Source organism: Nocardia sp. NPDC051321 (assembly GCF_044455225.1).
GTDB lineage: Bacteria > Actinomycetota > Actinomycetes > Mycobacteriales > Mycobacteriaceae > Nocardia.
This window is the reverse complement of sequence record NZ_JBITEM010000012.1, coordinates 33,693-57,113: the sequence shown is the minus strand read 5'-3', so window position 1 is coordinate 57,113 and position 23,421 is coordinate 33,693. Positions and strand designations below refer to the sequence as shown.

The following is a 23,421-nucleotide window of genomic DNA, read 5'->3' as shown; positions in this document are numbered from 1 at the left end:
AGCTTCTTCACAAGCCGGTGCCACGGCCTTGCGAAGACTCGTTCACCGGGACGTCACATCGTCAGATCCAGTGCATCGTGCGATAACGGAAGCCGCCGCGGAACTGACCGACGGCGAGGCCGATCATCAGTCCGCGTTCCTCGGCCACTAATCCACGGGTAAAAGGCAGCCGAATCATCCGTAACAAAACTTCAGGAAGGTGCAGCTCGGGTAAACCGTTCTTGGGGAATTCGGCATTCAGCCGCGCCAAACCGAGGCCCCTGCTACGTCCCTGCCGATAGCCGGGACGGAAACCCTGACGGTACCGATAGGCGACCAGCGCCTCTGCCAGATAACCGAGTCGGTATCCCTCTCGATGCGCGCGCCAGCCGAATTCGAGATCCTCGTTGGCGGCATAGCTGACATCCTGGCCGCCGAGCTTACGATAGACCTCCGCGCGGCATGCCATGCTCGTACCGATGATCACAGGCGCATAAACGCCAGGTGGCTGAAATTGGCCAGGCGCCGGGATGTTGGCGACCCGGCGCGGGTGGTCCGCGTTGAGCGAATCACCCTCGATCGCAGAACAAGTCAGGTCATAGCCCTCTTCGAGGAACTCGACCATGCGGCTGATCCAATTCGGGTACGCGCGGTCGTCGTGATCACAGAACAGCAACACCTCACCCACCGCACTGCCGGCTCCGACATTTCGGGCAAACGCGGCACCGGATCCGCCTGAGGCGTCAACATACCGAAGCTTCAGTCGTCCGCGAAGCGGATGACTTTTGATATGCACGCGCACGTCGATCGGCGAGCCGTTGTCGGCGATGACTACGTCGAATTCCCCCGAATAATCTTGACGCGTCAAGGCGTCTAGTTGTATATCGAGCAGATCACGGCCGTCGGCCGTCCCGATATAGGCTGGAATGACGATCGATACCGACCGTTCAGTCACCACAAGCACTCCTGCTATCGATCCCCACGCCGGAGCCCTCCCCCGAGGGTGACAACTTTAGACATAAATGCGAAAAGCGGGCTACACCCGACTTCGGTGGGCTTCCTCACAGACTTGGACAGATGACCAAACGGTGTGTGCCGACTGACCGAGTGCCACCGCTCCCGCGCCCGGTCGCACCGCGCTCTCGCCGCGCGCCCTATGCTGGTAGGTGCAGCTGGTTCACCGCGCGCGTACGAGATGGAGCCCCGTCGTCGTGTTGCGGAGCCGAGTTCGGCCGCCTCGAAAGGGCGGACGGGCGAGAGGGAACCCGGTGGGAATCCGGGACTGTCCCGCAGCGGTAAGCAGGAACGACCGCCGTCACACGCACTGGACGCACAACGCCCGGGAAGCGACGGCCAGTAGGTCGGCCGACAAGGCCGGTGCCTGTGAGTCCGAAGACCTGCCAGCCGTGTCGGATACGCCGTATCCGACGGCCACCGCCTCGTGGACCTGGGCGCGCGGTTCTACCAGTACTTGATGTGTCGGGGCTCTGTTGTCGGAATCTCCTGACGTATCTCCGGTAGCCGCGTGGCCCGTATGGCGACGGCCCATGACACCAGCACTGGAGAGACAACGTGACTGTTGTAAATCAGACACCGTTCACCGCAACGGTTCTCGGGCTACCTAGGGTCGGACCTCGGCGTGAGCTCAAGCGGGCCACCGAGGCCTACTGGGCAGGCAAGATCGACGCCGATCAGCTGCACACCGTCGCGCGCGACCTGCGGCACGCTCAACTCGCCGAACTACAGGCGGCAGGCCTGGATTCGATCCCGGTGGGCACCTTCTCGTACTACGACCAGGTACTCGATACGGCTCTACTGCTCGGCGCGCTGCCGCCGCGGGTGGCCGGGATCGCCGATCCGCTCGACCGCTACTTCGCCGCCGCACGCGGTAACGACACGATCGAACCACTCGAGATGACCAAGTGGTTCGACACCAACTACCACTACCTGGTGCCGGAAATCGACCAGCACACCGCGTTCTCGCTGAACCCGGAGAAGTTGCTCGACGAGGTGCGCGAGGCGCTCGCGCTCGGCGCGCCCGCTCGTCCGGTGGTGGTCGGCCCGATCACCTTCCTGAAACTGGCCAAGGCCACCGGCGGCGCGGCACTCGACCGGCTCGCCGACATCGTCCCGCTGTACCGCGAACTGCTCCGGCTGCTGGCCGAGGCAGGCATCAGCTGGGTGCAGATCGATGAGCCCGCGCTGGTCACCGACCTCACCGAGGCCGAAATCGAGCTGGTGCGAGGCACTTACACCGAGCTGACCGCCTCGGCCGAGCGGCCGGCCATCCTGGTGGCGACGTACTTCGGCCACGCCGATGCCGCGCTGAACGCGCTGGCGAGCACCGACATCGAGGGCGTCGCGCTCGACTTCACCTCCGGCACCAGCGTTTCCGACGTCGCGGGCATTCCGGCGCTGGCGAGCAAGCTGCTGGTGGCCGGTGTGGTCGACGGACGCAATGTCTGGCGCGCGGATCTCGACGCCGTGCTCGCCACCCTGGGCACGCTGCTCGGTTCGGCTGCGTCGGTGGCGGTTTCGACCTCCTGCTCGCTGCTGCACGTGCCGTACACGCTGGCCGCGGAGACCAAGCTGGACGAGCGGCTGCGGTCGTGGCTGGCCTTCGGCACCGAGAAGGTGGCCGAGGTTCGCCTGCTGGCCACCGCGCTGACCGGCGGCACCGAGGCGATCAGCACCGAATTGGCCGACACCCGTGCGGCATTGGCGGCTCGGCAGGCCGACACCCGGCTGCACGACCCGCAGGTGCGGGCCAGGCTGGCCGAGCTCGGCCCCGACGCGATCCGGCGCGCACCCGCCGAGGAACGTCGCGTGCTGCAGCAGCAGGAGCTCCAGCTGCCGCCGCTGCCGACCACCACCATCGGCTCGTACCCGCAGACCTCGGCGATCCGGTTGGCCAGGTCCGCGTTCAACAAGGGCGAGATCGACGAGGCGGAATACATCCGCCGGATGCGCGCCGAGGTCGCCGATGTCATTGCGCTGCAGGAGAAGCTCGGCCTCGACGTGCTGGTGCACGGCGAGCCGGAGCGCAACGACATGGTGCAGTACTTCGCCGAGCAGCTCGACGGTTTCGCCGCCACCGAGCTCGGCTGGGTGCAGTCCTACGGCTCCCGCTGCGTGCGGCCGCCGATCCTGTTCGGCGATGTGCGGCGGCCGACGCCGATGACCGTCGACTGGATCAGCTACGCCCAGTCACTCACCGCGAAGCCGGTCAAGGGCATGCTCACCGGGCCGGTCACCATCCTGGCGTGGTCGTTCGTGCGTGATGACCAGCCGCTCGGCGACTCGGCACGGCAAGTCGCACTGGCGATCCGGGACGAAACGGTGGACCTGCAGGCCGCGGGCATCCGCGTCATCCAGGTGGACGAGCCCGCGCTGCGCGAGCTGCTGCCGCTGCGCAAGGCCGACCAGCAGGCCTACCTCGACTGGTCGGTGCAGTCGTTCCGGCTCGCCACCTCCGGCGTCGAGGACGCCACCCAGGTGCACACCCACCTGTGCTATTCGGAGTTCGGTGAGGTGATCGACGCGATCGCCGGGCTGGACGCCGACGTGACCTCGATCGAGGCGGCCCGCTCCCGGATGGAGGTGCTCGACGACCTCAACGCGGCGGGCTTCGACCTCGGCGTCGGGCCGGGTGTCTATGACATCCACTCCCCCCGGGTGCCAAGCGTCGAGGAGATCACCACCTCCTTGCGCGCGGCACTGAAAGCCGTTCCCGCCGAACGCCTCTGGGTCAACCCCGACTGCGGCCTGAAGACCCGCGGCCAGGTCGAGGTGGAGGCGTCACTGCGCAACATGGTCGCCGCCGCGGCCGCCGTACGCTGATCGCCTCGACGGTTCGCTGAAGTTCAGCCCCCTCCGCGTTCTCGGAGGGGGCTGCACCGCCCCATCGCACTCACCGTCGCCGCCAGCATGCTCACCATCCGCATGTGGTGGCGTGGTTCGCGCCTACTCGGATTCAGGCTTCGGTCGTAGCGCTTGCCGCCGCCGTGACGTGTACCGCTCGCACGGCGCCGCGGCCCGCGTGACCGGTTGCTGCCGCGATCTGGCACTCATCCCTCGTCGCCACGCCGTGTGACACCCCGGGCACCGATCCATGCCAACCCCTCCTCGCACCTAGTGAAACCACTCCATGAATCGCCCCTATCCACCTTCGACGCGTGACGTGGCGGTTCGGTTCCGGCCAGGTGCCACGGATTTCCCGGGGCTGGAGTCGGTCATCCTTCCAGGTTGAAGGCGCGGTTGATGGCAGCCATGTCGAAGTAGTCGCGCCAGGCGACGATGGCGCCGTCGGCCACCTCGAAGACGCCGGTGACCGGGAGCGGAATGGCCTTGCCCGCGGTGCGCAAGGTGTCGGTGCGTTCGTTCATCACCACATTGCCGGAGGTGATCTGGTGATGGATGTCGAAGTCGACGCCGTCGAAGGTGGCCAGGAAGCCGGTGAGGAAGTCGCGGATGGCGGTGCGGCCGACCACGGGTTCCATCGGAATATTGTGGTACACAGCGTCTTCGGCGAAGAAGGCGGCGATTCGGTCGGGGTCGGGGTCGGACCAGCTTCGACACATATCGCGGATGAGTTCGTCGGGAGTCGGCATGGGCGGGGCTCACTTTCTGCTGCCGGGCGGGCGAACCGCGTTGTGCGCAACGCCCTCTCGATTGAACCAAGCAATTGCTCGGTTCGGAAGCCCTTGCCCCTCGGTGACTGTCAGCACCCCGCTCTAGGCTGGCAACATGGACGACCAACCTCTGCGTTACCGCTTGATCACCGGCGCCGATGACGCCTCTTTCTGTGAACGGATCAGCGGCCTGCTCGAGCAGGGCTACCGCCTATACGGCTCCCCCGCGGTTACCTTCAACGGCTCCACCGTGATCGCGGCACAGGCGGTGATCCTGGACGACGAATAGCGAGCGCGGCGGATGCGCGTCTTCGCCACGCCGCCCGAGCTGGGCAGTGACGCCTCTTCGCATGCTACGCAGCCGGGACAACGCGCAAAATACCTTGCAGCAGCATATTTCCAGGTGAAAGAACCTCGGAAATGCGATGATTGCGAAGACCCAGGACTACGATCTTTCCGTGCGGAAGATGTATGCGGGCGCTCGCTTACGGCGGTTGCGCGAGGAACGCAGACTCACCCAGGCGGCGCTTGCCAAGTCGCTTGATCTGTCACCCAGCTATCTCAACCAGCTGGAACGTGATCAGCGGCCGCTCACCATCCCGGTGCTGTTGAAACTCAACTCCACCTTCGACCTCGACGTCCAGTTCTTCGCCGCCGACTCGGACGCGCGCCTCGTGTCCGACCTGCACGAGGTGCTGATCGACGCCGCGGGCGGGCACACCGCGCCGCTCACCGAGGTGGAGGAACTGGCGACCAGGCAGCCCGAGGTCGCCAGGATCGTCGTCGCGATGCATCGCAGGCTGCGCGCCGCCACCGACCAGCTCGATCTGCTCTCCGCCCGGGTGTCCGCGCCGACCGGCGCGCCGGGCATGCCCATGCCCTACGAGGACGTCCGGGACTTCTTCTACGACCATCACAATCACATCCCGCAGCTCGATATCGCCGCCGAGCAGCTGTTCGAGCAGTCCGGCCTGACCATCGGCTCGCTGGATCGCCAACTGGCCAGGGTGATCGAGGAACGCGCCGGGGTAACCGTGCTGGTCCGCGGCGACGGCGCGGATCCGGCCATCCCGAAGCGGCAATACGATCCCGACAGCCGCACGCTGACCCTGGCCAGGCGACTCCGGCCGGGGCAGCGCGCCTTTCAGATCGCGACCACCCTGGCGTTCCTGCTGTACGGAACCGAACTGGACGGGGTGCTCGCCGAAACACCCTCGCTCACCGGCGAATCCCGCACGCTGGCGCGGATCGGGCTGGCCAACTACTTCGCGGGCGCGCTGGTGCTGCCGTACGGGCGTTTTCTGCGTTCGGCCGAGGAATTGCACTACGACATCGATCTGCTCGGCCTGCGCTTCGAGGTCGGCTTCGAGACCATCTGCCACCGGTTGAGCACCCTGCAACGCCAGGGGCAGCGTGGGGTGCCGTTCTTCTTCGTCCGCACCGACCGCGCGGGCAATATCTCGAAACGCCAGTCCGCCACCGCGTTCCACTTCTCTCGGGTCGGCGGCAGCTGCCCGCTGTGGGTGGTGCACGAGGCGTTCGCGCATCCCGGCCGCATCCTGCCGCAGCTCGCGGAGATGCCGGACGGGCGACGCTACCTGTGGATCGCGCGCACCGCGATGACCGCGCCGCACGGATTCGGCACCGCGACAAAGAACTTCGCGATCGGGCTCGGCTGCGACATCGAATACGCGGAGCGACTGGTGTATTCGTCCGGTCTGCAGCTCGACGATCCGGCGACGGCGGTGCAGATCGGCGCGGGCTGCAAGGTCTGCGAGCGGCCGACGTGCCCACAACGCGCCTTCCCGCACATCGGTAGCCCGCTCGCGGTCACCGAGAACACCAGCACCGACCTGCCTTATCCGCGCATCGGACGTCCGTAGCCGGTCAGGCTGCGACGCGAGAGCGTAAGGCGGGCAGCAGGTTTTCGGCGACCAGGTCGAGTTGCCGGTGTACGTCCAAAGATCCGAGACGCAGGATGAAGTGGGTCGCGCCCGCGTCCAGGTATCGAGTCAGCCAGTCGGCGCATGCCTCGGCGGTGCCGCCGAAATAGGCTTGGATGGTGGACATTTCCGCCAGCGATCGGCGGTAGTACTGGCGTACATAGCCTTCCAGCTCGGCCCGCGCCCGCGCCGCGTCGGTGTCGAGCACGATCGTCGCGTACATCGCGGGGGTCACCGCGCGGGTCGCTTGCCGCTGAATCGTTTCCCAGGCACGGGCATACGCGGCCGGGTCCGGGAGGTACGGCAGCCAACCGTCGTAGTGGCGAGCGACCCTGGCCAGCACCTTCGGGGTGTCACTGCCCGCTAGCCAGAGCGGTGGTCCACCCGGCGTCGAGGTCGGCAGCGCGCGGGCCAGATCGTCTATCTGCCAATACTTTCCGGTGAAGTCAGATGCGCCGGCCCAGGCCGCGCGCCAGATTCGCACCGTCTCGTCCAAGCGACCGACGCGTTCGTCGAACGGGACACCGATCGCGGCGAACTCGGCCCGGCTCTCCGGCAACGGAAATCCGGCGCCGAGACCGAGCATGAGCCTGCCAGGACCAAGCTGATCGACGGTCGCCGCCTGGTGCGCGCCGAGCAGTGGATGGCGCAACGTCGCGGTCCATGCCGCAGTACCCACGCGAATACGGCCGGTCGCGGCCGCGACAGCCGCCAGCAGCGTCAGCGGATCGACCCTGGTGCGCGCCAGCGGCGAATCACCGGTCCACACCGATTCGAATCCGGCATCTTCGGCGATTTTCGCGAGACGCACCACCCCCGACGCATCGTGCCGCCCGATCATCGCGGTTTCTCTGCTCGGCAACAGTATTCCGACCTCGACCATCCGTTGATCGTCACGTGTGCGGTGAGCTGTGTCGATTACCCGGCAGGTAATCGACAAGTTCGATCTCCTGACCCGATTGGCGGCCAGCCGGTTACGACTTGGCCAGGTACTCCAGCCGCTCGGAGTCGACCGCGGCGTGCATCATGCTTGCCAAGCCGGGGTGTTTCTTCAGGCCGGGATCGGCCTCGACCAGCTCGCGGGCGAGTTCCTGTGCGGCGGTGATGACTTCGAGGTCGTCGAGCAGCGATAGCAGCTTCAGCGAGCGGGCGGTGCCGGACTGAGCCGCACCGAGCACGTCGCCCTCGCGGCGGGTGCGCAGGTCGAGTACGGCGAGTTCGAAGCCGTCGGTGGTGGCGGCGACCGCGTCCAGCCGCGCCATCGCCGAACCGTTGGGCGCGGAATCGGTGACCAGCAGGCACAAGCCGGGATGCTTGCCACGACCGATCCGGCCACGCAGCTGATGCAGCTGGCTCACGCCGAAGCGGTCGGCGTCCACGATCACCATGACGGTCGCGTTCGGCACGTCCACGCCGACCTCGACGACGGTGGTACAGACGAGCACATCGACGGAGCCGTCGTTGAACGCGCGCATCACCTGATCTTTTTCGTCCGCGGGCAGCCTGCCGTGCAGGAGGCCGACGCGCAGCTCGGACAGCGGACCCGCGCTCAGCATCTCGAAGACGTCGAGCGCGGCCTGCGTTGTCGGGCCTTCCTTTTCGGGCTCGGCCGCCTTCGACTTGCCGTTGCGGGTCTTGCCCGCGGCCTCCTCGTCGTCACCGATGCGTGAGCACACCACGTAGGCCTGCCGACCGGCCTTGACCTCCTCCACGATGCGCTCCCAAGCCCGATCGACCCAGTTCGGATGCTGCTTGCGCGGCACGACTTTGGACGTGATCGGCGAACGCCCCCTCGGCAGTTCGGTGAGCGTCGAGGTCTCCAGGTCACCGAGGGTGGTCATGGCGATGGTGCGCGGGATCGGCGTGGCGGTCATCACCAGAAGGTGCGGGCTGGTGCCCGCTTTCGCCTTGGCGCGCAACGCATCCCGCTGCTCGACGCCGAACCGGTGCTGTTCGTCGACGACGACCATGCCGAGGTCGAAGAACTCCACGTTGTCCTGGATCAGCGCGTGCGTGCCGATCACGATGCCCGCCTCGCCGGTCATCGCCTCCAGCAGCGCGGCCTTCTTCGTCGCGGTCGACATCGAACCGGTGACCAGCACCACCTTGGTCGACTTGTCGCCCGCGCCGAGCTCACCGGCGTTGCCGAGGTCGCCAAGCATCTTGCGCAGCGACCGATAGTGCTGGGCGGCAAGAACTTCCGTCGGCGCGAGCAGCGCGCACTGCTGCCCCGCGTCGACGATCTGCAGCATCGCCTGCAACGCGACGATGGTCTTGCCGGAGCCGACCTCGCCCTGCAGCAGGCGGTGCATCGGATGGGTGCGCGACATGTCCGCGGAGATCTCCGAGATCACCTGCCGCTGGCCCGCGGTCAGCTCGAAGGGCAGGCGCTTCTCGAACTCGGCGGCGATGCCGTCCGGTCGCGGCGGGCACGAACGCGCGGCCCGGCCGGACACCTCGTGGCGGCGTTCGGCGAGCACCAGCTGCAACGCCAGCGCCTCGTCGAAACGCAAACGCTGCTGCGCCTGCTCGATGTCGGCCTTGTGCTCCGGCAGGTGGATCAGGCGCAGCGCGTCGGAGATCTTCATCAGCGAACGGTCGTTTCTGATCGCGTCCGGCAGCGGATCGTCGATCGGGTCCAGCTGATCGAGCACCTGTCGCACGCAGGCGAGCACGTCCCAGCTCTGCACCTTCGCGGTGGCCGGGTACACCGGGATGAACTCCCGCTCCATGAACGAGGTGTCCACGCCCTCAGCGCCTTTCGCGCTTTGCGCGAGCCCGCGCAGCGCACCGCCGCCGCGCACGGTTTTCACCGCGCCGACCGTCTCGTCGTCGTTCTCCGGCAGGATCAGATAGCCCGGATGGTTCAGGTTCCACTGGCCGGGCCGCCAGTAGTTGACGGTGCCCGACATCATCGCCCGAAGACCTTCCCGGACAACGTATTTCACCTTGTCCCCGTTGAAGAAGGTCACGTCGACGCCGCGGCCCGTGCCGGAACCGGTGTCCAGCACCACTTTCAGCAGCGAACCGCGCCGGTTGCGCATCGGCCGCAGCTCGGCCTTGGTGATCCGGCCGATCACGGTGATGTGCGTACCGTCTTCCGGCTCTTCCTCGGTGAGCGGCTGACCCTGCGTCGCGTAGCGCAGCGGATAGTGCCGGAGCAGATCCTCCACCGTGTGCATGTCGAACGCGTCGACCAGCGAGCCCGCCGCCTTCACGCCGAGAACATGGTCGAGCCGGTCACTCAGGGTCGCCATCTACTCCACTCCGATCTGCACCAGATCCCCGTGCTGCCCACCGGAATACACGGTGACCTCCACGCCGGGAAAGCTTTCGCCGATGTGTGCGGCAAGTTCGCCGGCCAGGCCGCCGGGCGCCGCCGCACCCATCAGCAGGGTGACCAGTTCGCCGCCGAACGCGAGCATCCGGTCCAGCAGCGTGCGTCCGGCCGCGCGCACATCATGGTCGATCACTACGACATCCTGGCCGACCAGGCCGAGTCCGTCGCCCGCTTCGCAGGTGCCGACCATGGTGAGCGCCCGTTCCGGTGCGGCGCGCAGCGACCCCCACCGGGTGGTCGCGGCCGCTTCGGACATGGCGAAGGCGTCGTCGACGGCGATCCGGCCGCGATCGTGCACGGCAAGCGCCGCGAGCCCCTGCACCATGGATCCGCTCGGCAGCAGGAGCACGTCACGGTGCGCGTCACGGGCGGCGACACCGACGGCGACCAGGTCGTGCGCGGGTAACGCGCCGTTGGGCAGGACGAGCACCTCGCGGTTCGGCATGGCGCGGATCGCGGCGAGCAGGTCGGCCGCGGTCACCGCGCCGTCACCGGCGAGCACCACCGCGCCTGCGTCCTCGAACAGCTCGGCCGCACCGGCACCGGCCGCCACCGCCAGAATCCCGCGGTCGGCGGGTCCGTCGACTTCCTTCGCGGAGTCCATGGTGGTGTGCGTGACGAGATGACCGGAGGTCATGTCGTGCGGCGTCTCGCGTCCGGTCAGTGCGAAGCTCTCGATGCGGATCCCACTGAGCTTTCCGGCGGCGAGACCGGCTTCCACGGCGGCACCCGCGTCCGCGCAGTGCACGTGGGCGGACCAGCAGTCTTCGCCGTCGCCGACGACCACCACCGAGTCGCCGAGCTCGGTGAGGCGCGCGCGTAACCGCGCCATCCGCTCCTGGTCGGTGTCGGCGAGCAGATACATCACCTCGTATCGCGGTTCCGCCGAGCCGGTTTCGCGATTGTCCTCGGCGGGCCGCACGGCGCCTGGCTCACACGGGGTGTATTCCGGCCGGGCGGGGATCTCGCCGAAAGTGACCGCGACCAGGCTGTCCAGCAGCACCACGAGCCCGCGCGCGCCCGCGTCGACGACCCCCGCCTCGCGCAGCACACCCAGCTGAGACGGTGTATCGCCGAGTGCCTTGGCGGCACCGTCGGCCGCCGCCAGCGCCACCCCGGCGAGCGAGGTATCCGGACACGATGCCGCGCTGGCGGCCGCGCAGTCGAGAACAGTGAGGATGGTGCCCTCGATCGGCTCGCTCAACGCCTCGCGGACCAGGACCGAGGCGCGGTTCAACCCATCACGCAGGGTGCCGGCGGTGAGCGGTTCGCTCCGGACCGCCTCGGCAATGCCCCGCAGCACCTGCGACAGGATGATGCCGGAGTTGCCCCGCGCGCCGCTGGTCGCGCCCCGCGCCAGCGCGGCGGCGACGTCGTGCGCCGACAATGCCGCCACCGGACCACGAGCCGCCGCGGCGTCCATCGCCGCGCGCATCGTGGCCAGCAGGTTGGTGCCGGTGTCCGCGTCCGGGATGGGGAAGACATTGAGTGCGTTGATCTCCTCGCGCCGGTTCGCCAAACCGTCGAGGCAGGCTCGGCCCCAGCGCAGCAGCGCCGTGCCGTCCATCACATCCCGCACTCCGGGCACCGTCACCCCTTTGATCGTCGCCACCTGCACCGCCCGCAAGGTTAGCGGGCGCGACCGACATACTGGTGGTACCCGCCTCTGGTGCCAGCAAGGTCCGCGGCGCACCCGGTTTGGTGGATCGGGGGCGGTCCAGCTACCCTTGCAGGGTTGCCTCGCGTGGCCGTTGCCGGTTTGCGCTGGCCGATGTCTGTCGGCAGGGGTACGTCAAACATTGTTTCCGGACATGTTGCCCGCGGGCGACGGTCCTCCACATGACATGAAGGAGTTCGCGACTATGGCTGCCGTCTGCGACGTCTGCGCCAAGGGCCCCGGCTTCGGGAAGTCGGTCTCGCACTCGCACCGGCGCACCAACCGTCGCTGGAACCCGAACATCCAGACCGTTCGCGCCCAGGTTGCGCCGGGTAACACCCGTCGCATGAACGTGTGCACCTCCTGCCTCAAGGCGGGCAAGGTCGTCCGCGGCTGATTCGCCACGGCTGACCTGTACGAGACCGACGCACGCCCCGGCACCCTCACGGGTGGTCCGGGGCGTAGTCATCGATAGGCAAGGATGACCGAGCCCGACTGGCGCATCGCTCCGCTTGCGGCCGAGCACACCTACCCGCTCGCCGAATGCCACATTGCCTGCTGGCGGGAGGCCTACCGCGAGCTGGTTCCCGCGCACGTACTTGACGCCTTCGACGTCGAGCGGCGAGCCGAGCAATGGGAGCGCAACCGGGTCGAGTACCCCGGACGCACCTGGGTGGCCCTGGCCGGTACCCAAGTAGTCGGCTTCGCCAGCGCGGGCGAGACGCGCGACGATCCGCCGGTGCCCGCCCATCAGCTCTACGCGCTGTACGTTCGTTCGCCGTGGTACGGCACCGGCCTCGCGCACGAGTTACTGCACACCGTGCTCGATCCGTCGAAGCCGTACTCGCTGTGGGTATTCGAGCAGAACTCACGCGCGGTGGCCTTCTACCGCAAGCACGGTTTCGCACCGGACGGCACGAGCAGAGTCGAGGCCTTCTCGCCGTCGATCGAGATCAAAATGGTGCGCGAGCCCGGCGCGGTATGACGGAGCAGGGCTAGCGCGCACCCGTCCGAGCCGTACATATCCACCCGCTAAGGTGCTTGATCATGACCTCCACCGAGCAAGCCGGGTACGTGACCTCCGTCGACGGCGTCCTGCAGATCACCATCGCGACCGCCGCCAACGGCACGTCCATGGACTTCGGCGGGATCGTCGCGGGCACCGCCGCGCTGCGCTCGCTCGGCTCCGAGGTCGGCGCGGTGCTGCTGACCGGCACCGGCGCGAACTTCTGCGCGGGCGGCAATGTGCGCGGCTTCGCGGCCGCGGCCGATCGGGCCGCCCACATCTACGGCCTGGCAACGGATCTGCACCACTTCGTGCGCGCGCTCGACGCCACGACGGTCCCGGTCGTGGTCGGCGTCCAGGGCTGGGCGGCGGGCGCCGGAATGAGCCTGGTCTGCGCCGCGGACATCGCACTCGGCGGGCCGAGCACCAAGCTGCGCCCGGCCTACCCGGGCATCGGCCTCAGCCCCGACGGTGGCATGTCCTGGACGCTGCCGCGCATCGTCGGACTCGGCCGGGCCCGCGAAATCCTGCTCACCGACGCGGTTTTGGACGCCGACGAGGCGGTGCGGCTCGGCATCCTCAGCAGGCTGGTCGCCGACGACGCAGTACAGTCCGAGGCGCTGAACCTGGCCCGAACCCTCGCCGCCGGACCACGTTCCACCTATGCGAGCATCAAAGGTCTACTGGCACAGTCGGCTTCGACGGCGCTCGGCGATCAGCTCGACCGCGAACGTGACGCGATCGCGGCGGCCGCCAACGGCGCGACCGGTCGCGAGGGCGTCGACGCTTTCGTGGAGAAGCGCAAGCCCAACTACGCGTAGCTCACTGATTGGTTTGCAAGACGAACTTCGCGACCGCGTCGGTGAAGGAGTCGTTGTCGTCACCGGCCGCGGTGTGGGCCGCACCGCCGATCTCGACCAGCTGCATGTGCGGCACCAACTCCTGAAACGCCGCGGCGCCTTCGGAACTCACCACGTCCGACTGCAAGCCGCGCACCAGCAGCACCGGAATCGTCAGCTTGCGCGCCGCGGCCTCCAGCTGATCGGTCATCTCCGACGCGTCCTCGACCCGGCCGGACAGCATGTCCGGGTCCCAGTGCCAATACCAGCGGCCGTCCCGCTCGCGCAGGTTGCGTAGCAGGCCGTCGGTGTTCTTCGGACGAGGCCGGTGCGGCAGGTATTCGGCGACGGCGTCGGCCACCTGCTCGAGGCTGTCGAAGCCGTCGCGGTGCTTGCCGAGAAAGTCGATCACCCGCGCGACACCGGCCTTTTCCGGCCTGGTGACGATATCGACGAGCACCAGCGCGCTGATCGCCTCGCCGCCGGGGGCGACGGTGGCGAGCAGGCCGGTGATGCCGCCCATGCTCGCCCCGACCACGACGGCGGGCGCACCGAGCTGTTCGAGCACTAGGAGCAGGTCGCGCACCATGGTGTCGCGGCGGTAGTCGCCGTCCTCGGACCACGCGCTGTCGCCGTGCCCGCGCGCGTCCAGCGTGACCACGCGCATGCCCGCGGCGCCGAGCTTCGCGCCGGTCTGTTTCCACGAGTGCCTGGTCTGCCCGCCGCCGTGCAGGAAGACGACGAGCGGACCGTCGACCGGGCCGAACTGGTCGGCGGCCAGTTCGAGCCCACCCGAGCCGCGCAGCCGCAGGGGGACGGCAGCCGGCGAAGCCGGCGGGGTGGGTAAGTCCCCGGGCGTCGGCTCGAGAAGATTGTTCGCATTACTCACAAACCGAGGATCGCATAGAACCGGTTACGGTTCGCAGCCGAGCCTCCCGAACGGGTCAGGCTCAGCAGTCCCACTTACCGGACGCGCTGAGGGTGCGCTGCAGCAGGCAGGCCACCTTGGCGTTGACCGAGGAGGAGATGGTGGAGGAGCCGTTGGAGGTGAATTCCTCGCCGATCTGCGTCGACGAGGTACCGGCGGCCGGTGCCGAGGTGGTGTCCGTGGCCTGCTCCAGCGGCAGCCCCGAGGCGTTCGCGGTCGCGGCGCCACCCGCGAGAGCGGCGCAGAGGGCCAGGGTGGCTGTGGTGCCGCGCAATACGCCGACGGTGGTCTTGGGCATGGAAAAGCTCCTCACTCGAAAATCAATCTAGGTAACTCACACACAGACGCCGGCTCAGGGCAGGCGCCAGTCAACGGGTTCGGCACCCAGCTCGTCGAGCAGTTCGTTCACTCGGGAAAACGGGCGGGAACCGAAGAAACCGCGCGACGCCGACAGCGGCGAGGGATGCGCGGACTCGATATAGGGGACCTCGGCCTCGACCAGGGTCGGCTTGAGGGTGGCCGCGTCGCGGCCCCAGAGGATCGCGACCAGCGGCTCGTCCCGCGCGACCAGCGCGCGAATGGCCTGTTCGGTCACCGCTTCCCAGCCTTTGCCGCGATGGGAGGCGGGCTGGCCGGGCGCAACGGTGAGCACCCTGTTCAGCATCAGCACGCCCTGATCCGACCAGGGGCTCAGGTCGCCGCAGGACGGCGTCGGGTGGCCGAGATCCTTGGTGTACTCGGCGAAGATGTTCGCCAGGCTGCGCGGAACAGGCGAAACATTCGGCGCGACAGAGAAACTCAGGCCCATCGCGTGACCAGGGGTCGGATACGGGTCCTGGCCGACGACCAGCACGCGCACCGCGTCGAAGGGGCGCTGGAAGGCGCGTAGCACGTTCTCACCGGCAGGTAGATAGCCACGGCCCGCCGCGTTCTCCTCGCGCAGGAACTCGCCCATGGCGGAAATCCGTTCCGCCACCGACTCGAGTGCCTTCGCCCATCCCGGATCCATTATTTCCGACAGTGGTTTCGCGCCCATGACCGCACAACTTATCGTGGTTCGCTCGCGACCGCCGAGTCCGCCCCACCGAACGATTCCCACCCGGCACTGCCCGAACGCGCCGCGCCGTCGACCGTGACGCCGTGACCGGCGGACACGCGGCCGATCGGCAGCCAGCCCGCGGGCAGGTCACACCCCGCCGACCAGGTGCCTGCGAACGCGTGATCCTCGCCGCCGGTCAGAATCCATTGCGCCGCATCGGCATCCATGCGAGCGGCGAGGCGCTCCAGTGCCCGGTCGTGCAATACGGACAAATCGAGATCAATAGCGACACCGGATAATTCGGCGATATGGCCGAGGTCCGCTAATAGCCCGTCGGATACATCGGTGAGTGCGTTCAACCCCGTCTCGGTGTGCTCGTTCAACACCGCCGAATACGGCGGCTGCGGGACCCGGTGCGCGGCAAGCGCTTCGGCAAAGTCGTCGGATTCAGCGCCCGCGGTCAGCATCGCGAGGCCCGCGGCCGACCAGCCGAGGCGGCCCGCGACGGCAACCGTGTCCCCCACGCGCGCACCGGCTCTCGTGATGGCCGGGCGGCCACGCAGGTCGCCGAACGCGGTGACCGAGATGACGAGGTCGCGGCTGCGCACCAGATCGCCACCCGCGATGGAGGCACCGGCCCGGGTCGCCTCGGCCCACATTCCGTCGGTCAGGCCGTCGATCACCGCCAGCGCGGTGTCGGCCGGGCAGCCGAGTGCCACCACGAACGCACTCGGCCACGCGCCCATCGCGACCACGTCGGCCGCGTTCTGCGCGATCGCCTTGCGGCCGATGTCCTCCGGACTCGACCAGTCGAGGCGGAAATGCCGGTCCTGCACGAGCATGTCGGTGGTGACCACGAACCGGCCGTCGGGCGCGGCGACCAGCGCGGCGTCGTCGCCGGGGCCGAGCAGCACACCCGGCGCTTGGACCCGCCCGCGGTTGATCCGCTCGATCAGCGCGAACTCCCCCAGTTCACGCACCGTCCTTGGTCCCGTGTGCTCGCTGATGACCGGTCCTCTCAGACGCGCTGCTGGCTGGAATCGACCCGAAGGTACCCTTTTCAGGGCAATCGACTGCTATCGGGCCGGTCACGGCACCGCCGCGTTTGCGCGGCCACCGACCGCCCGATCAGCGCAATAGGAAGGATCGGTGAGCATGGCGGCGGAATCGTCGGACCACGATTCGGCGAAGGACACGACGGGACAGGTCGCCGAGGCGGCGAGCAGCACGCCCGCGGACAGTCCGTCGGACACCGAATCCGCTAACTCGGACACCGGCACCGCGGCGGGCGGCGCCGACTCGGCCGCGCGCCAGCACTCGCCCGCGCTCATCGCGACCGCCGTGGCATTGCCGGTCGCCCTGGTCGTCGCCGTGCTGGTGATCGCGATCTTCGCCCGCAACGCCCCGGTCGAACGCGAACCGCTGGTCCTCGGCCCCGTCCCGGCCCCCGCCGCGGACGGCCCGGCCTGCACCAACCTGCTCCCCGCGCTGCCCACCGAACTCGGCGAGTACACCAAATCCACCCTGGTGGAACCCTCCCCACCGGCGACCCGCGCCTGGCAGCACACCGACGGCGGCGACCCGATCGTGCTGCGCTGCGGCCTGGACCGCCCGCTCGAGTTCAACCGCGCCTCGGCCCTGCAGATCGTGAACGGCGTCCAGTGGTTCGAGGCCCGCGACCAAGCCGCCAAGGCGAGCACCTGGTTCGCCGTCGACCGCGAGACCTACATCGCGCTGACCGTTCCCGACGGCTCCGGCCCCACCCCGCTCCAGGCGGTCTCCGACACCATCACCGCGAACCTGCCCGCCAAGCCGCTCGACCCGGGCCCGCTGCCCAACTGAGACCTAGCGAAGTCCGGTACCGCGCGCCAGAGCCGTGTCGATCAAGATGGACACCAGGTCCCGGTAGTCGATGCCGGTGGCTTCCCACATCCGCGGGTACTGGGAGATCGGCGTGAAACCGGGCATGGTGTTGATCTCGTTGATCACCGGGCCGTCGGCGGTGATGAAGAAGTCGACGCGGGCCAGGCCCTGACAGTCCAGCGCGCGGAACGCCCGGACCGCGAGTTCTCGGACATTGTCGGAGACGTCGTCGTCCAGCTTCGCGGGCACATCGAATTCGCAGACGTCGTCGAGGTATTTGGTCTCGAAGTCGTAGAACTCCGGGTTGGCGGCGGCGGAGCCTTCCTCCGGCATCCGAATCTCCGACAGCACACTGGCTTCCACTCGACCGTCCGGGAATTCCAGTACACCGCACTCGACTTCGCGGCCGACGATGCCCGCCTCGACGATCACCTTCGGGTCGTGCGCACGGGCGGTCGCGATGGCCGCGTCCAATTCGGCCCAGTCGTCGACCTTCGTGATCCCGATCGACGACCCCCCGCGCGCGGGCTTCACGAACGCGGGCAGCCCGAGCCGGGCCCGGTCCGCCTCGCTCACCGTCGCGGTGCCGGGCCGCAGCACCACCTGCTGACCGACCGGCAAGCCTTCGGCCGCAAGGAGTTTCTTGGTGAACTCCTTGTCCATGCCTGCCGCGCTGGCCAGCACGCCAGCGCCGACGTAAGGCACACCGGCGAGTTCCAGCATGCCCTGCAGGGTGCCGTCCTCACCGAAGGGTCCGTGCAGCAGCGGGAACACCACATCGACCGAGCCGAGGGCGGCGCCGGGATCGTCGAGTGCGACAAGCGCACCCGATCCGCCCGGCCCGGCGGTCATGGTCAACGCGGTGCCGGTGCCGTCCACCGACGGCAAGGTGCGATCGCGGAAACCGAGGGCGGCGATGTTGGAATCGGCCAGCACCCAGGCTCCTTCGGTGCTGATGCCGATCGGCACCACGTCGTACTTCTCCGGATCCAGGTTCGGCAGCACGCTGCCCGCCGACACGCAGGAGACGGCATGCTCATTGCTCCGCCCGCCGAAAACTACAGCCACCCGGATCCGCTTCGTCATGCCCCGAACCGTACCCGTCGCGGCGCATGGTCCCCACCGCTACCCAGTGGCGTAACTGCGGCGCGTGTCCAGTCGGCGACTACTCCGGCTTGATCCGCCTGCCGAGCAGATTGCCGACGGCTTCGCGGACGGCCATGCCCTCGTGGCAGACCTGGTTCACCGCGGTGGTGAGCGGCATGTCGACATCGTGTTCGACGGCAAGCGCGCGAATGGACGTGCACGACTTCACGCCTTCGGCGACCTGTCCGTGCGTCGCCTCCTGCGCGGTCTCCATCGAGCCGCCCGCGCCGAGCGCGTGTCCGAAGGAGCGGTTGCGCGACAGCGGTGAGGTGCAGGTGGCGACCAGGTCGCCAACGCCGGCCAGGCCGGCCAGCGTGGCCGGTTCGGCGCCGAGTGCCACGCCGAGCCGGATGATCTCCGCTAGGCCGCGGGTGATGATACTGGCGACGGTGTTGTCGCCCAAGCCCATTCCGGAGGCGATGCCGCAGGCGAGGGCGATCACGTTCTTACTCGCACCGCCGACCTCGCAGCCGATCACATCGGTGTTGGTGTAGGGCCGGAAGTATCCGGTAGCGCAGGCGTGCTGTAACGCCACTGCTCGATCGGTATCGGTACAGGCGATCACAGTGGCCGCGGGCTGACCTACGGCGATCTCGTGCGCGAGATTCGGACCCGACAGCACCGCGATTCGACTCGCATCGGCCCCGGTGACCTCGCCGATCACCTGACTCATCCGCAGCAGCGAGCCGTTTTCGATGCCCTTGGCCAGGCTGAGCAGCGACGCGTCCGGCGCGATCAGCCCCTTCCACTCCGCGAGATTCGCGCGCAGCGACTGGGACGGCACCGCGAGCACCACGATGTCGGCGCCATCGAGCGCGACGGCAGGGTCGTGGGTGGCCGCCAGCGGGGGCAGCGGAATATCGGTGAGGTAAGAGGGATTGCGATGTTGGGTGTGCAGTATTTCGGCGACTTCGGGTCGTCGCGCCCAGATGGTGACCTCGGTTCCCGCCTCCGCCAACACCTTCGCGAACGCGGTCCCCCATGATCCCGCGCCCATTACTGCCGCCCTCGTCATCTGCCCAATATGCCATGGAAGGATTGGACGCATGCGCCCGCACGCTGTGCATGCCGTGATCGCGGTGAAGAGCCTCGATCAGGCGAAGAGCCGACTGGCCGACCGGCTGCGCCCGGAACACCGGGCCCGGCTGGTCCTTGCCATGCTCGCCGACACCTTGACCGCCACCGCGGCGGTTCCGGAGATCGTCTCGGTCACCGTGGTCACGCCGGATCCGGTCGTCGCCGACCTGGCCCTTTCGATGGGCGCCGCGGTGCATCCCGAGCCACGCCCGGGCTCCCTGGACGGGTTGAACACCGCGTTGGCCGACGCCGCGACCGGGTTGCGGCGTCAGTACGGAGCGGTCGATCTACTCGCCCTGCAAGCCGACCTGCCGGCGTTGCGCGCGGCGGAACTCGCCGACGTGCTGACGATCGCGCCGCGCGGCCTGCGCTCGATCGTGGTCGATCACGCGGGCACCGGCACGGCCGCGCTACTTGTCCGCGACCCCGTCGCCGACCTCGAACCGCGGTTCGGCCCCGGCTCGGCGGGCAAGCACATCGCCGCGGGTGCGGTCGATCTGATCGGTGATTGGCCCGGTTTACGGCTGGATGTCGACACGGCCGACGACCTGGACCTGGCCATTGAGCTCGGCGCGGGCGGTGCGACCAGCGTGGCCCTGCACGACATCGGCTGGCCAGACCGCGTTCATCAGCCGGTTCGCCGGGTGTGCTAGGAGATCGCCAGAGAGCGGTGATGCTCACGTCAATCATAGTGTCGGGCTCCACCGCACCCCGTTCGTAGGGGATGATCGTTGGCGTGAGTGAGCGAAGCGAGCTATCCAACTGCCAGCGCACACCGCGCGTGTCGGTGCCGAGCCCCAGCGAGGTAACGGCATGAGCGATACCGAGACCGTCAAGCCGCAGTTGCTTCCTACGCCGCCACCCGCGGCGACACCGGTGCAGACCGACGCAACGGTCGAGCAGTTGCCACGTGATCGCTACCTCAACCGCGAGTTGAGCTGGCTCGATTTCAACGCCCGGGTGCTCGCCCTGGCCGAGGACGCATCGCTTTCGCTGCTGGAGCGCGCCAAATTCCTGGCCATCTTCGCGTCGAATCTCGACGAGTTCTACATGGTGCGGGTCGCCGGCCTCAAGCGCCGCGCCGAGACCGGTCTGCTGGTCCGTTCCGCGGACGGCCGCTCGCCCGGCGAGCAGCTGGAACTGATCGCCGCCCGCGCGCAGGAGATCGCCGTGCGGCACGCGCGGGTCTTCCTCGACGACGTGCTGCCCGCACTCACCGCGGAGGGCATCGCGATCATCGACTGGACCGACCTGAACGACGATGAGCGCCAACGCCTCTCGGGCCACTTCCAGGATCAGGTGTTCCCGGTGCTCACCCCGCTCGCGGTGGATCCGGCACACCCGTTCCCCTACATCAGCGGCTTGAGCCTGAATCTCGCGGTGACGGTGAAGGATTCCGCTACCGGCGGCGAGCACTTCGCGCGAGTCAAGGTGCCGGACAACGTCGATCGGTTCGTCCGGGTGCGCCGCACCGACGCAGGCTCGACCATCGCCGCATTCCTGCCGATGGAGGAACTGATCGCGGCGCACCTCGATCTGCTGTTCCCCGGCATGGAAGTGGTTGAGCAGCACTCGTTCCGGATCACCCGCAACGCCGACTTCGAGGTCGACGAGGACCGCGACGAGGATCTGCTGCAGGCGCTGGAGCGCGAACTCGCGCGCCGCCGCTTCGGATCGCCGGTGCGGCTCGAAGTCTCCGACGACATGACCGAGCACATGCTCGAATTGCTGTTGCGCGAACTCGATGTCGACCCCGGCGATGTCATCCAGGTACCCGGCCTGCTCGACCTGTCCTGCCTGTGGCAGGTGTACGGGGTGGACCGGCCCAACCTCAAAGACGCGCCCTATGTGCCCGCCACCCCGCCCGCGTTCGGCGAGCGGGAGACCCCGCGCAACGTGTTCGCGGCGCTGCGCGAGGGCGACGTGCTGGTGCACCACCCCTACGACTCGTTCTCCACCAGCGTGCAGCGGTTCATCGAACAGGCCGCCGCCGACCCGCAGGTGCTCGCCATCAAGCAGACGCTCTACCGCACCTCCGGCGACTCACCGATCGTCAACGCGCTCATCGACGCGGCCGAGGCGGGCAAGCAGGTCGTCGCGCTGGTCGAGATCAAGGCGCGGTTCGACGAGCAGGCCAACATCAAATGGGCTCGCGCGCTGGAGCAGGCGGGCGTGCACGTGGTCTACGGCCTCATCGGCCTCAAGACGCACTGCAAGACCTGCCTGGTGGTGCGCCGCGAGGGCGCGACCATCCGCCGCTACTGCCACATCGGCACAGGTAACTACAACCCGAAGACCGCGCGGCTCTACGAGGATGTCGGATTGCTCACCGCCGCACCGGAAATCGGCGCGGATCTGACCGACCTGTTCAATTCGCTGACCGGTTACTCGCGAAAAGAGAACTACCGCAACCTGCTTGTCGCGCCGCACGGCGTGCGCGCGGGCATCATCGAGCGGATCCAGCGCGAGACCGAACTGGCGGCGCAGGGCAAGGACGCCCGAATCCGGTTGAAGGCCAACGCGATCGTCGACGAGGAGATCATCGACGCGCTCTACCGGGCGTCCCTGGCCGGGGTCCCGGTGCAGATCGTGGTGCGCGGCATCTGCGGACTGCGTCCCGGTGTGCCAGGCATGAGCGAGAACATCGAAGTGCGCTCGATCCTCGGCCGGTTCCTCGAGCACTCGCGGGTCATGCACTTCCAGGCGCAGGATCAGTACTGGATCGGCAGCGCCGACATGATGCACCGCAATCTCGACCGGCGCGTGGAAGTGATGGCACAGGTGAAGGATCCGCGGCTGACCGAACAACTCCGTCAGGTCTTCGACTCCGCGTTGCATCCCGACACCCGCTGCTGGGTACTCACCGCAGAGGGCAACTGGCTGGCCCGGCCCGAGCACGCGGGCGACGAAGACGTCAAAGTGCGTGACCACCAAGAATTCTTGATGCGCATGCGGAGGCCCGAACAGCAGTGAGTGGTGCTACGGGGTACGAGATGGAAGGGGGCCCCTTCTGGGATCCCCGTATTACCGCCAATATTCACGCCGCGGGCGCGGTGGTGTGGCGGCGGGCGGCGAACGGCGCACTGGAGATCGCTGTCGTGCATCGCCCCAAGTACCAGGATTGGTCGCTGCCGAAGGGCAAGCTCGATCCCGGTGAGACGCCGGTGCTCGCCGCGGTCCGTGAGGTCCGCGAGGAGACCGGGCTGGACTGCAAGCTCGGCCGCTACCTCGGCCACGTCACCTATCCCGTTCCGGGCCACCGCAAGCTGAAGCGGGTCGACTACTGGGCGGCCGAGGTGGCGGGCGGCGAGTTCACCTCGAATGACGAAGTGGACGTGCTGAATTGGTACTCGCTGGATCGGGTGATGGAGCAGCTGTCCTACCCGATGGATCGGCAGGTGCTGCGCGCGTTCACCCGGCTGCCCGCGAACACCCGCACCATGCTGCTGGTGCGGCACGCGAAAGCTGGTCGGCGAGACCGCTTCTCCGGTCCCGATCCGCTGCGCCCGCTGGATCGGTCCGGGCAGGCCCAAGCACGGGCCCTGGTGCCGAATCTGCTGGCGTTCGGGGCATCTGAGATCTACTCCGCCGATCCGGTGCGCTGCGTGCAGACGGTGACGCCGCTGGCCGAGAAGCTCGGTACCGAGATCATCCTCGAGCCGTTGCTTTCCGAAAGCGGTTATGCCGCAGCGCAGGACGAGACCCGGCAGCGGATCCTCGCCCTGGTTCCGGATACCGAGGTGCCCGTTGTGTGCAGTCAGGGCAAGGTGATTCCCGATCTGCTGGAGTGGTGGGCCGAGCGCGACGGCATCACGCTGCCGTCCGCGCGCAACCGCAAGGGCAGTGTGTGGGTGCTGTCCTTCGTCGACGGCAGGCTGGTCGCGGCGGACCATCTGGACCGGTCGCTGAACGCCGACTTCGTGAAGTCCTGACCGGTCCGATCAGAAAAACCGAATATCAGTGCTCTGAAAGA

The 23,421-nt window shown here is 68.0% G+C and carries 21 protein-coding genes and 1 riboswitch; of the genes, 10 read left to right on the top strand and 11 right to left on the bottom strand.

Going from position 1 to position 23,421, the window contains the following annotated elements; all coding sequences use genetic code 11:
• Positions 1–61: 61 nt before the first annotated feature.
• Positions 62–934: a glycosyltransferase gene (locus tag ACIA8C_RS28030; protein WP_397139753.1), complete on the bottom strand. Its 873-nt coding sequence runs from the start codon at positions 932–934 to the stop codon at positions 62–64.
• Positions 935–1,191: 257 nt separating this feature from the next.
• Positions 1,192–1,399, top strand: a riboswitch (cobalamin riboswitch).
• A 152-nt stretch (positions 1,400–1,551) separates the two neighbouring features.
• On the opposite strand from ACIA8C_RS28030, the gene metE reads away from it, so the two are divergent.
• On the top strand, positions 1,552–3,819 hold the full coding sequence (gene metE, locus ACIA8C_RS28025) for a 5-methyltetrahydropteroyltriglutamate--homocysteine S-methyltransferase (protein ID WP_397139751.1): 2,268 nt from the start codon (positions 1,552–1,554) through the stop codon (positions 3,817–3,819).
• A 392-nt stretch (positions 3,820–4,211) separates the two neighbouring features.
• Here metE and ACIA8C_RS28020 read toward each other — a convergent pair whose 3' ends face one another.
• Positions 4,212–4,589: a nuclear transport factor 2 family protein gene (locus ACIA8C_RS28020; RefSeq protein ID WP_397139749.1), complete on the bottom strand. Its 378-nt coding sequence runs from the start codon at positions 4,587–4,589 to the stop codon at positions 4,212–4,214.
• 136 nt (positions 4,590–4,725) lie between these two features.
• On the opposite strand from ACIA8C_RS28020, the gene ACIA8C_RS28015 reads away from it, so the two are divergent.
• The gene (locus tag ACIA8C_RS28015) at positions 4,726–4,899 is read left to right on the top strand and encodes a DUF1737 domain-containing protein (RefSeq protein ID WP_397139747.1); all 174 of its coding nucleotides are present in this window, start codon (positions 4,726–4,728) and stop codon (positions 4,897–4,899) included.
• A 169-nt stretch (positions 4,900–5,068) separates the two neighbouring features.
• Positions 5,069–6,493 (top strand): short-chain fatty acyl-CoA regulator family protein, encoded by a 1,425-nt coding sequence (locus tag ACIA8C_RS28010; protein WP_397139745.1) that lies wholly within the window; start codon positions 5,069–5,071, stop codon positions 6,491–6,493.
• A gap of 4 nt (positions 6,494–6,497) precedes the next feature.
• Here ACIA8C_RS28010 and ACIA8C_RS28005 read toward each other — a convergent pair whose 3' ends face one another.
• The 3 genes from ACIA8C_RS28005 to ACIA8C_RS27995 form a co-directional block, all read right to left on the bottom strand.
• Positions 6,498–7,436 carry an LLM class flavin-dependent oxidoreductase gene (locus ACIA8C_RS28005; RefSeq protein ID WP_397139743.1) on the bottom strand — a complete coding sequence of 313 codons (939 nt, stop codon included), beginning with the start codon at positions 7,434–7,436 and terminating at the stop codon, positions 6,498–6,500.
• Between the two features lie 91 nt (positions 7,437–7,527).
• Positions 7,528–9,810 carry an ATP-dependent DNA helicase RecG gene (gene recG / locus ACIA8C_RS28000; RefSeq protein WP_397139741.1) on the bottom strand — a complete coding sequence of 761 codons (2,283 nt, stop codon included), beginning with the start codon at positions 9,808–9,810 and terminating at the stop codon, positions 7,528–7,530.
• A complete protein-coding gene (locus ACIA8C_RS27995; protein ID WP_397140273.1) occupies positions 9,811–11,460 on the bottom strand; it encodes a DAK2 domain-containing protein in 1,650 nt (549 codons plus the stop codon). It abuts the gene before it with no gap.
• A 295-nt stretch (positions 11,461–11,755) separates the two neighbouring features.
• Here ACIA8C_RS27995 and rpmB point away from each other — a divergent pair, with 295 nt between their 5' ends.
• The 3 genes from rpmB (at position 11,756) to ACIA8C_RS27980 (ending at position 13,377) form a co-directional block, all read left to right on the top strand.
• The gene (rpmB, locus tag ACIA8C_RS27990) at positions 11,756–11,947 is read left to right on the top strand and encodes a 50S ribosomal protein L28 (protein WP_011210730.1); all 192 of its coding nucleotides are present in this window, start codon (positions 11,756–11,758) and stop codon (positions 11,945–11,947) included.
• An 84-nt stretch (positions 11,948–12,031) separates the two neighbouring features.
• Positions 12,032–12,535, top strand: a complete 504-nt coding sequence (locus ACIA8C_RS27985) for a GNAT family N-acetyltransferase (protein WP_397139739.1) — start codon at positions 12,032–12,034, stop codon at positions 12,533–12,535.
• A gap of 62 nt (positions 12,536–12,597) precedes the next feature.
• A complete protein-coding gene (locus tag ACIA8C_RS27980; protein WP_397139737.1) occupies positions 12,598–13,377 on the top strand; it encodes an enoyl-CoA hydratase/isomerase family protein in 780 nt (259 codons plus the stop codon).
• Between the two features lies 1 nt (position 13,378).
• Here ACIA8C_RS27980 and ACIA8C_RS27975 read toward each other — a convergent pair whose 3' ends face one another.
• The 4 genes from ACIA8C_RS27975 to ACIA8C_RS27960 all read right to left on the bottom strand — a co-directional run bounded on the left by ACIA8C_RS27975 (position 13,379) and on the right by ACIA8C_RS27960 (position 16,342).
• A complete protein-coding gene (locus ACIA8C_RS27975; RefSeq protein ID WP_397139735.1) occupies positions 13,379–14,284 on the bottom strand; it encodes an alpha/beta fold hydrolase in 906 nt (301 codons plus the stop codon).
• A gap of 61 nt (positions 14,285–14,345) precedes the next feature.
• Positions 14,346–14,621 (bottom strand): hypothetical protein, encoded by a 276-nt coding sequence (locus ACIA8C_RS27970; RefSeq protein WP_397139733.1) that lies wholly within the window; start codon positions 14,619–14,621, stop codon positions 14,346–14,348.
• A gap of 54 nt (positions 14,622–14,675) precedes the next feature.
• A complete protein-coding gene (locus ACIA8C_RS27965; RefSeq protein WP_397139731.1) occupies positions 14,676–15,359 on the bottom strand; it encodes a uracil-DNA glycosylase in 684 nt (227 codons plus the stop codon).
• An 11-nt stretch (positions 15,360–15,370) separates the two neighbouring features.
• On the bottom strand, positions 15,371–16,342 hold the full coding sequence (locus ACIA8C_RS27960; protein WP_397139729.1) for a thiamine-phosphate kinase: 972 nt from the start codon (positions 16,340–16,342) through the stop codon (positions 15,371–15,373).
• A 175-nt stretch (positions 16,343–16,517) separates the two neighbouring features.
• On the opposite strand from ACIA8C_RS27960, the gene ACIA8C_RS27955 reads away from it, so the two are divergent.
• Positions 16,518–17,204: a DUF3515 domain-containing protein gene (locus ACIA8C_RS27955; protein ID WP_397139727.1), complete on the top strand. Its 687-nt coding sequence runs from the start codon at positions 16,518–16,520 to the stop codon at positions 17,202–17,204.
• A gap of 3 nt (positions 17,205–17,207) precedes the next feature.
• On the opposite strand, the gene ACIA8C_RS27950 is transcribed toward ACIA8C_RS27955, so the two are convergent.
• Both ACIA8C_RS27950 and ACIA8C_RS27945 read right to left on the bottom strand, forming a co-directional pair.
• Positions 17,208–18,311 carry a D-alanine--D-alanine ligase family protein gene (locus ACIA8C_RS27950; RefSeq protein ID WP_397139725.1) on the bottom strand — a complete coding sequence of 368 codons (1,104 nt, stop codon included), beginning with the start codon at positions 18,309–18,311 and terminating at the stop codon, positions 17,208–17,210.
• 79 nt (positions 18,312–18,390) lie between these two features.
• Positions 18,391–19,386: an NAD(P)H-dependent glycerol-3-phosphate dehydrogenase gene (locus ACIA8C_RS27945; protein ID WP_397139723.1), complete on the bottom strand. Its 996-nt coding sequence runs from the start codon at positions 19,384–19,386 to the stop codon at positions 18,391–18,393.
• A gap of 31 nt (positions 19,387–19,417) precedes the next feature.
• On the opposite strand from ACIA8C_RS27945, the gene cofC reads away from it, so the two are divergent.
• The 3 genes from cofC to ACIA8C_RS27930 all read left to right on the top strand — a co-directional run bounded on the left by cofC (position 19,418) and on the right by ACIA8C_RS27930 (position 23,380).
• Positions 19,418–20,101: a 2-phospho-L-lactate guanylyltransferase gene (gene cofC, locus ACIA8C_RS27940; protein ID WP_397139721.1), complete on the top strand. Its 684-nt coding sequence runs from the start codon at positions 19,418–19,420 to the stop codon at positions 20,099–20,101.
• Positions 20,102–20,261: 160 nt separating this feature from the next.
• Positions 20,262–22,421: an RNA degradosome polyphosphate kinase gene (locus ACIA8C_RS27935; RefSeq protein ID WP_397139719.1), complete on the top strand. Its 2,160-nt coding sequence runs from the start codon at positions 20,262–20,264 to the stop codon at positions 22,419–22,421.
• Between the two features lie 20 nt (positions 22,422–22,441).
• Complete coding sequence (locus tag ACIA8C_RS27930) at positions 22,442–23,380, top strand: NUDIX domain-containing protein (protein ID WP_397139717.1); 939 nt, start codon at positions 22,442–22,444, stop codon at positions 23,378–23,380.
• The last annotated feature ends 41 nt before the right edge of the window (positions 23,381–23,421 follow it).

Coding starts and splice junctions, on each gene's coding strand:
- ACIA8C_RS27935 (WP_397139719.1), top strand. CDS start 20,262: ATGAGCGATACCGAGACCGTCAAGCCGCAGTTGCTTCCTACGCCGCCA.
- ACIA8C_RS27955 (WP_397139727.1), top strand. CDS start 16,518: ATGGCGGCGGAATCGTCGGACCACGATTCGGCGAAGGACACGACGGGA.
- ACIA8C_RS27950 (WP_397139725.1), bottom strand. CDS start 18,311: ATGACGAAGCGGATCCGGGTGGCTGTAGTTTTCGGCGGGCGGAGCAAT.
- ACIA8C_RS27965 (WP_397139731.1), bottom strand. CDS start 15,359: ATGGGCGCGAAACCACTGTCGGAAATAATGGATCCGGGATGGGCGAAG.
- ACIA8C_RS27980 (WP_397139737.1), top strand. CDS start 12,598: ATGACCTCCACCGAGCAAGCCGGGTACGTGACCTCCGTCGACGGCGTC.
- rpmB (WP_011210730.1), top strand. CDS start 11,756: ATGGCTGCCGTCTGCGACGTCTGCGCCAAGGGCCCCGGCTTCGGGAAG.
- ACIA8C_RS28020 (WP_397139749.1), bottom strand. CDS start 4,589: ATGCCGACTCCCGACGAACTCATCCGCGATATGTGTCGAAGCTGGTCC.
- ACIA8C_RS27985 (WP_397139739.1), top strand. CDS start 12,032: ATGACCGAGCCCGACTGGCGCATCGCTCCGCTTGCGGCCGAGCACACC.
- recG (WP_397139741.1), bottom strand. CDS start 9,810: ATGGCGACCCTGAGTGACCGGCTCGACCATGTTCTCGGCGTGAAGGCG.
- ACIA8C_RS28005 (WP_397139743.1), bottom strand. CDS start 7,436: ATGGTCGAGGTCGGAATACTGTTGCCGAGCAGAGAAACCGCGATGATC.
- ACIA8C_RS27970 (WP_397139733.1), bottom strand. CDS start 14,621: ATGCCCAAGACCACCGTCGGCGTATTGCGCGGCACCACAGCCACCCTG.
- ACIA8C_RS28015 (WP_397139747.1), top strand. CDS start 4,726: ATGGACGACCAACCTCTGCGTTACCGCTTGATCACCGGCGCCGATGAC.
- ACIA8C_RS27995 (WP_397140273.1), bottom strand. CDS start 11,460: ATGGACGGCACGGCGCTGCTGCGCTGGGGCCGAGCCTGCCTCGACGGT.
- ACIA8C_RS27930 (WP_397139717.1), top strand. CDS start 22,442: ATGGAAGGGGGCCCCTTCTGGGATCCCCGTATTACCGCCAATATTCAC.
- cofC (WP_397139721.1), top strand. CDS start 19,418: ATGCGCCCGCACGCTGTGCATGCCGTGATCGCGGTGAAGAGCCTCGAT.
- ACIA8C_RS27945 (WP_397139723.1), bottom strand. CDS start 19,386: ATGACGAGGGCGGCAGTAATGGGCGCGGGATCATGGGGGACCGCGTTC.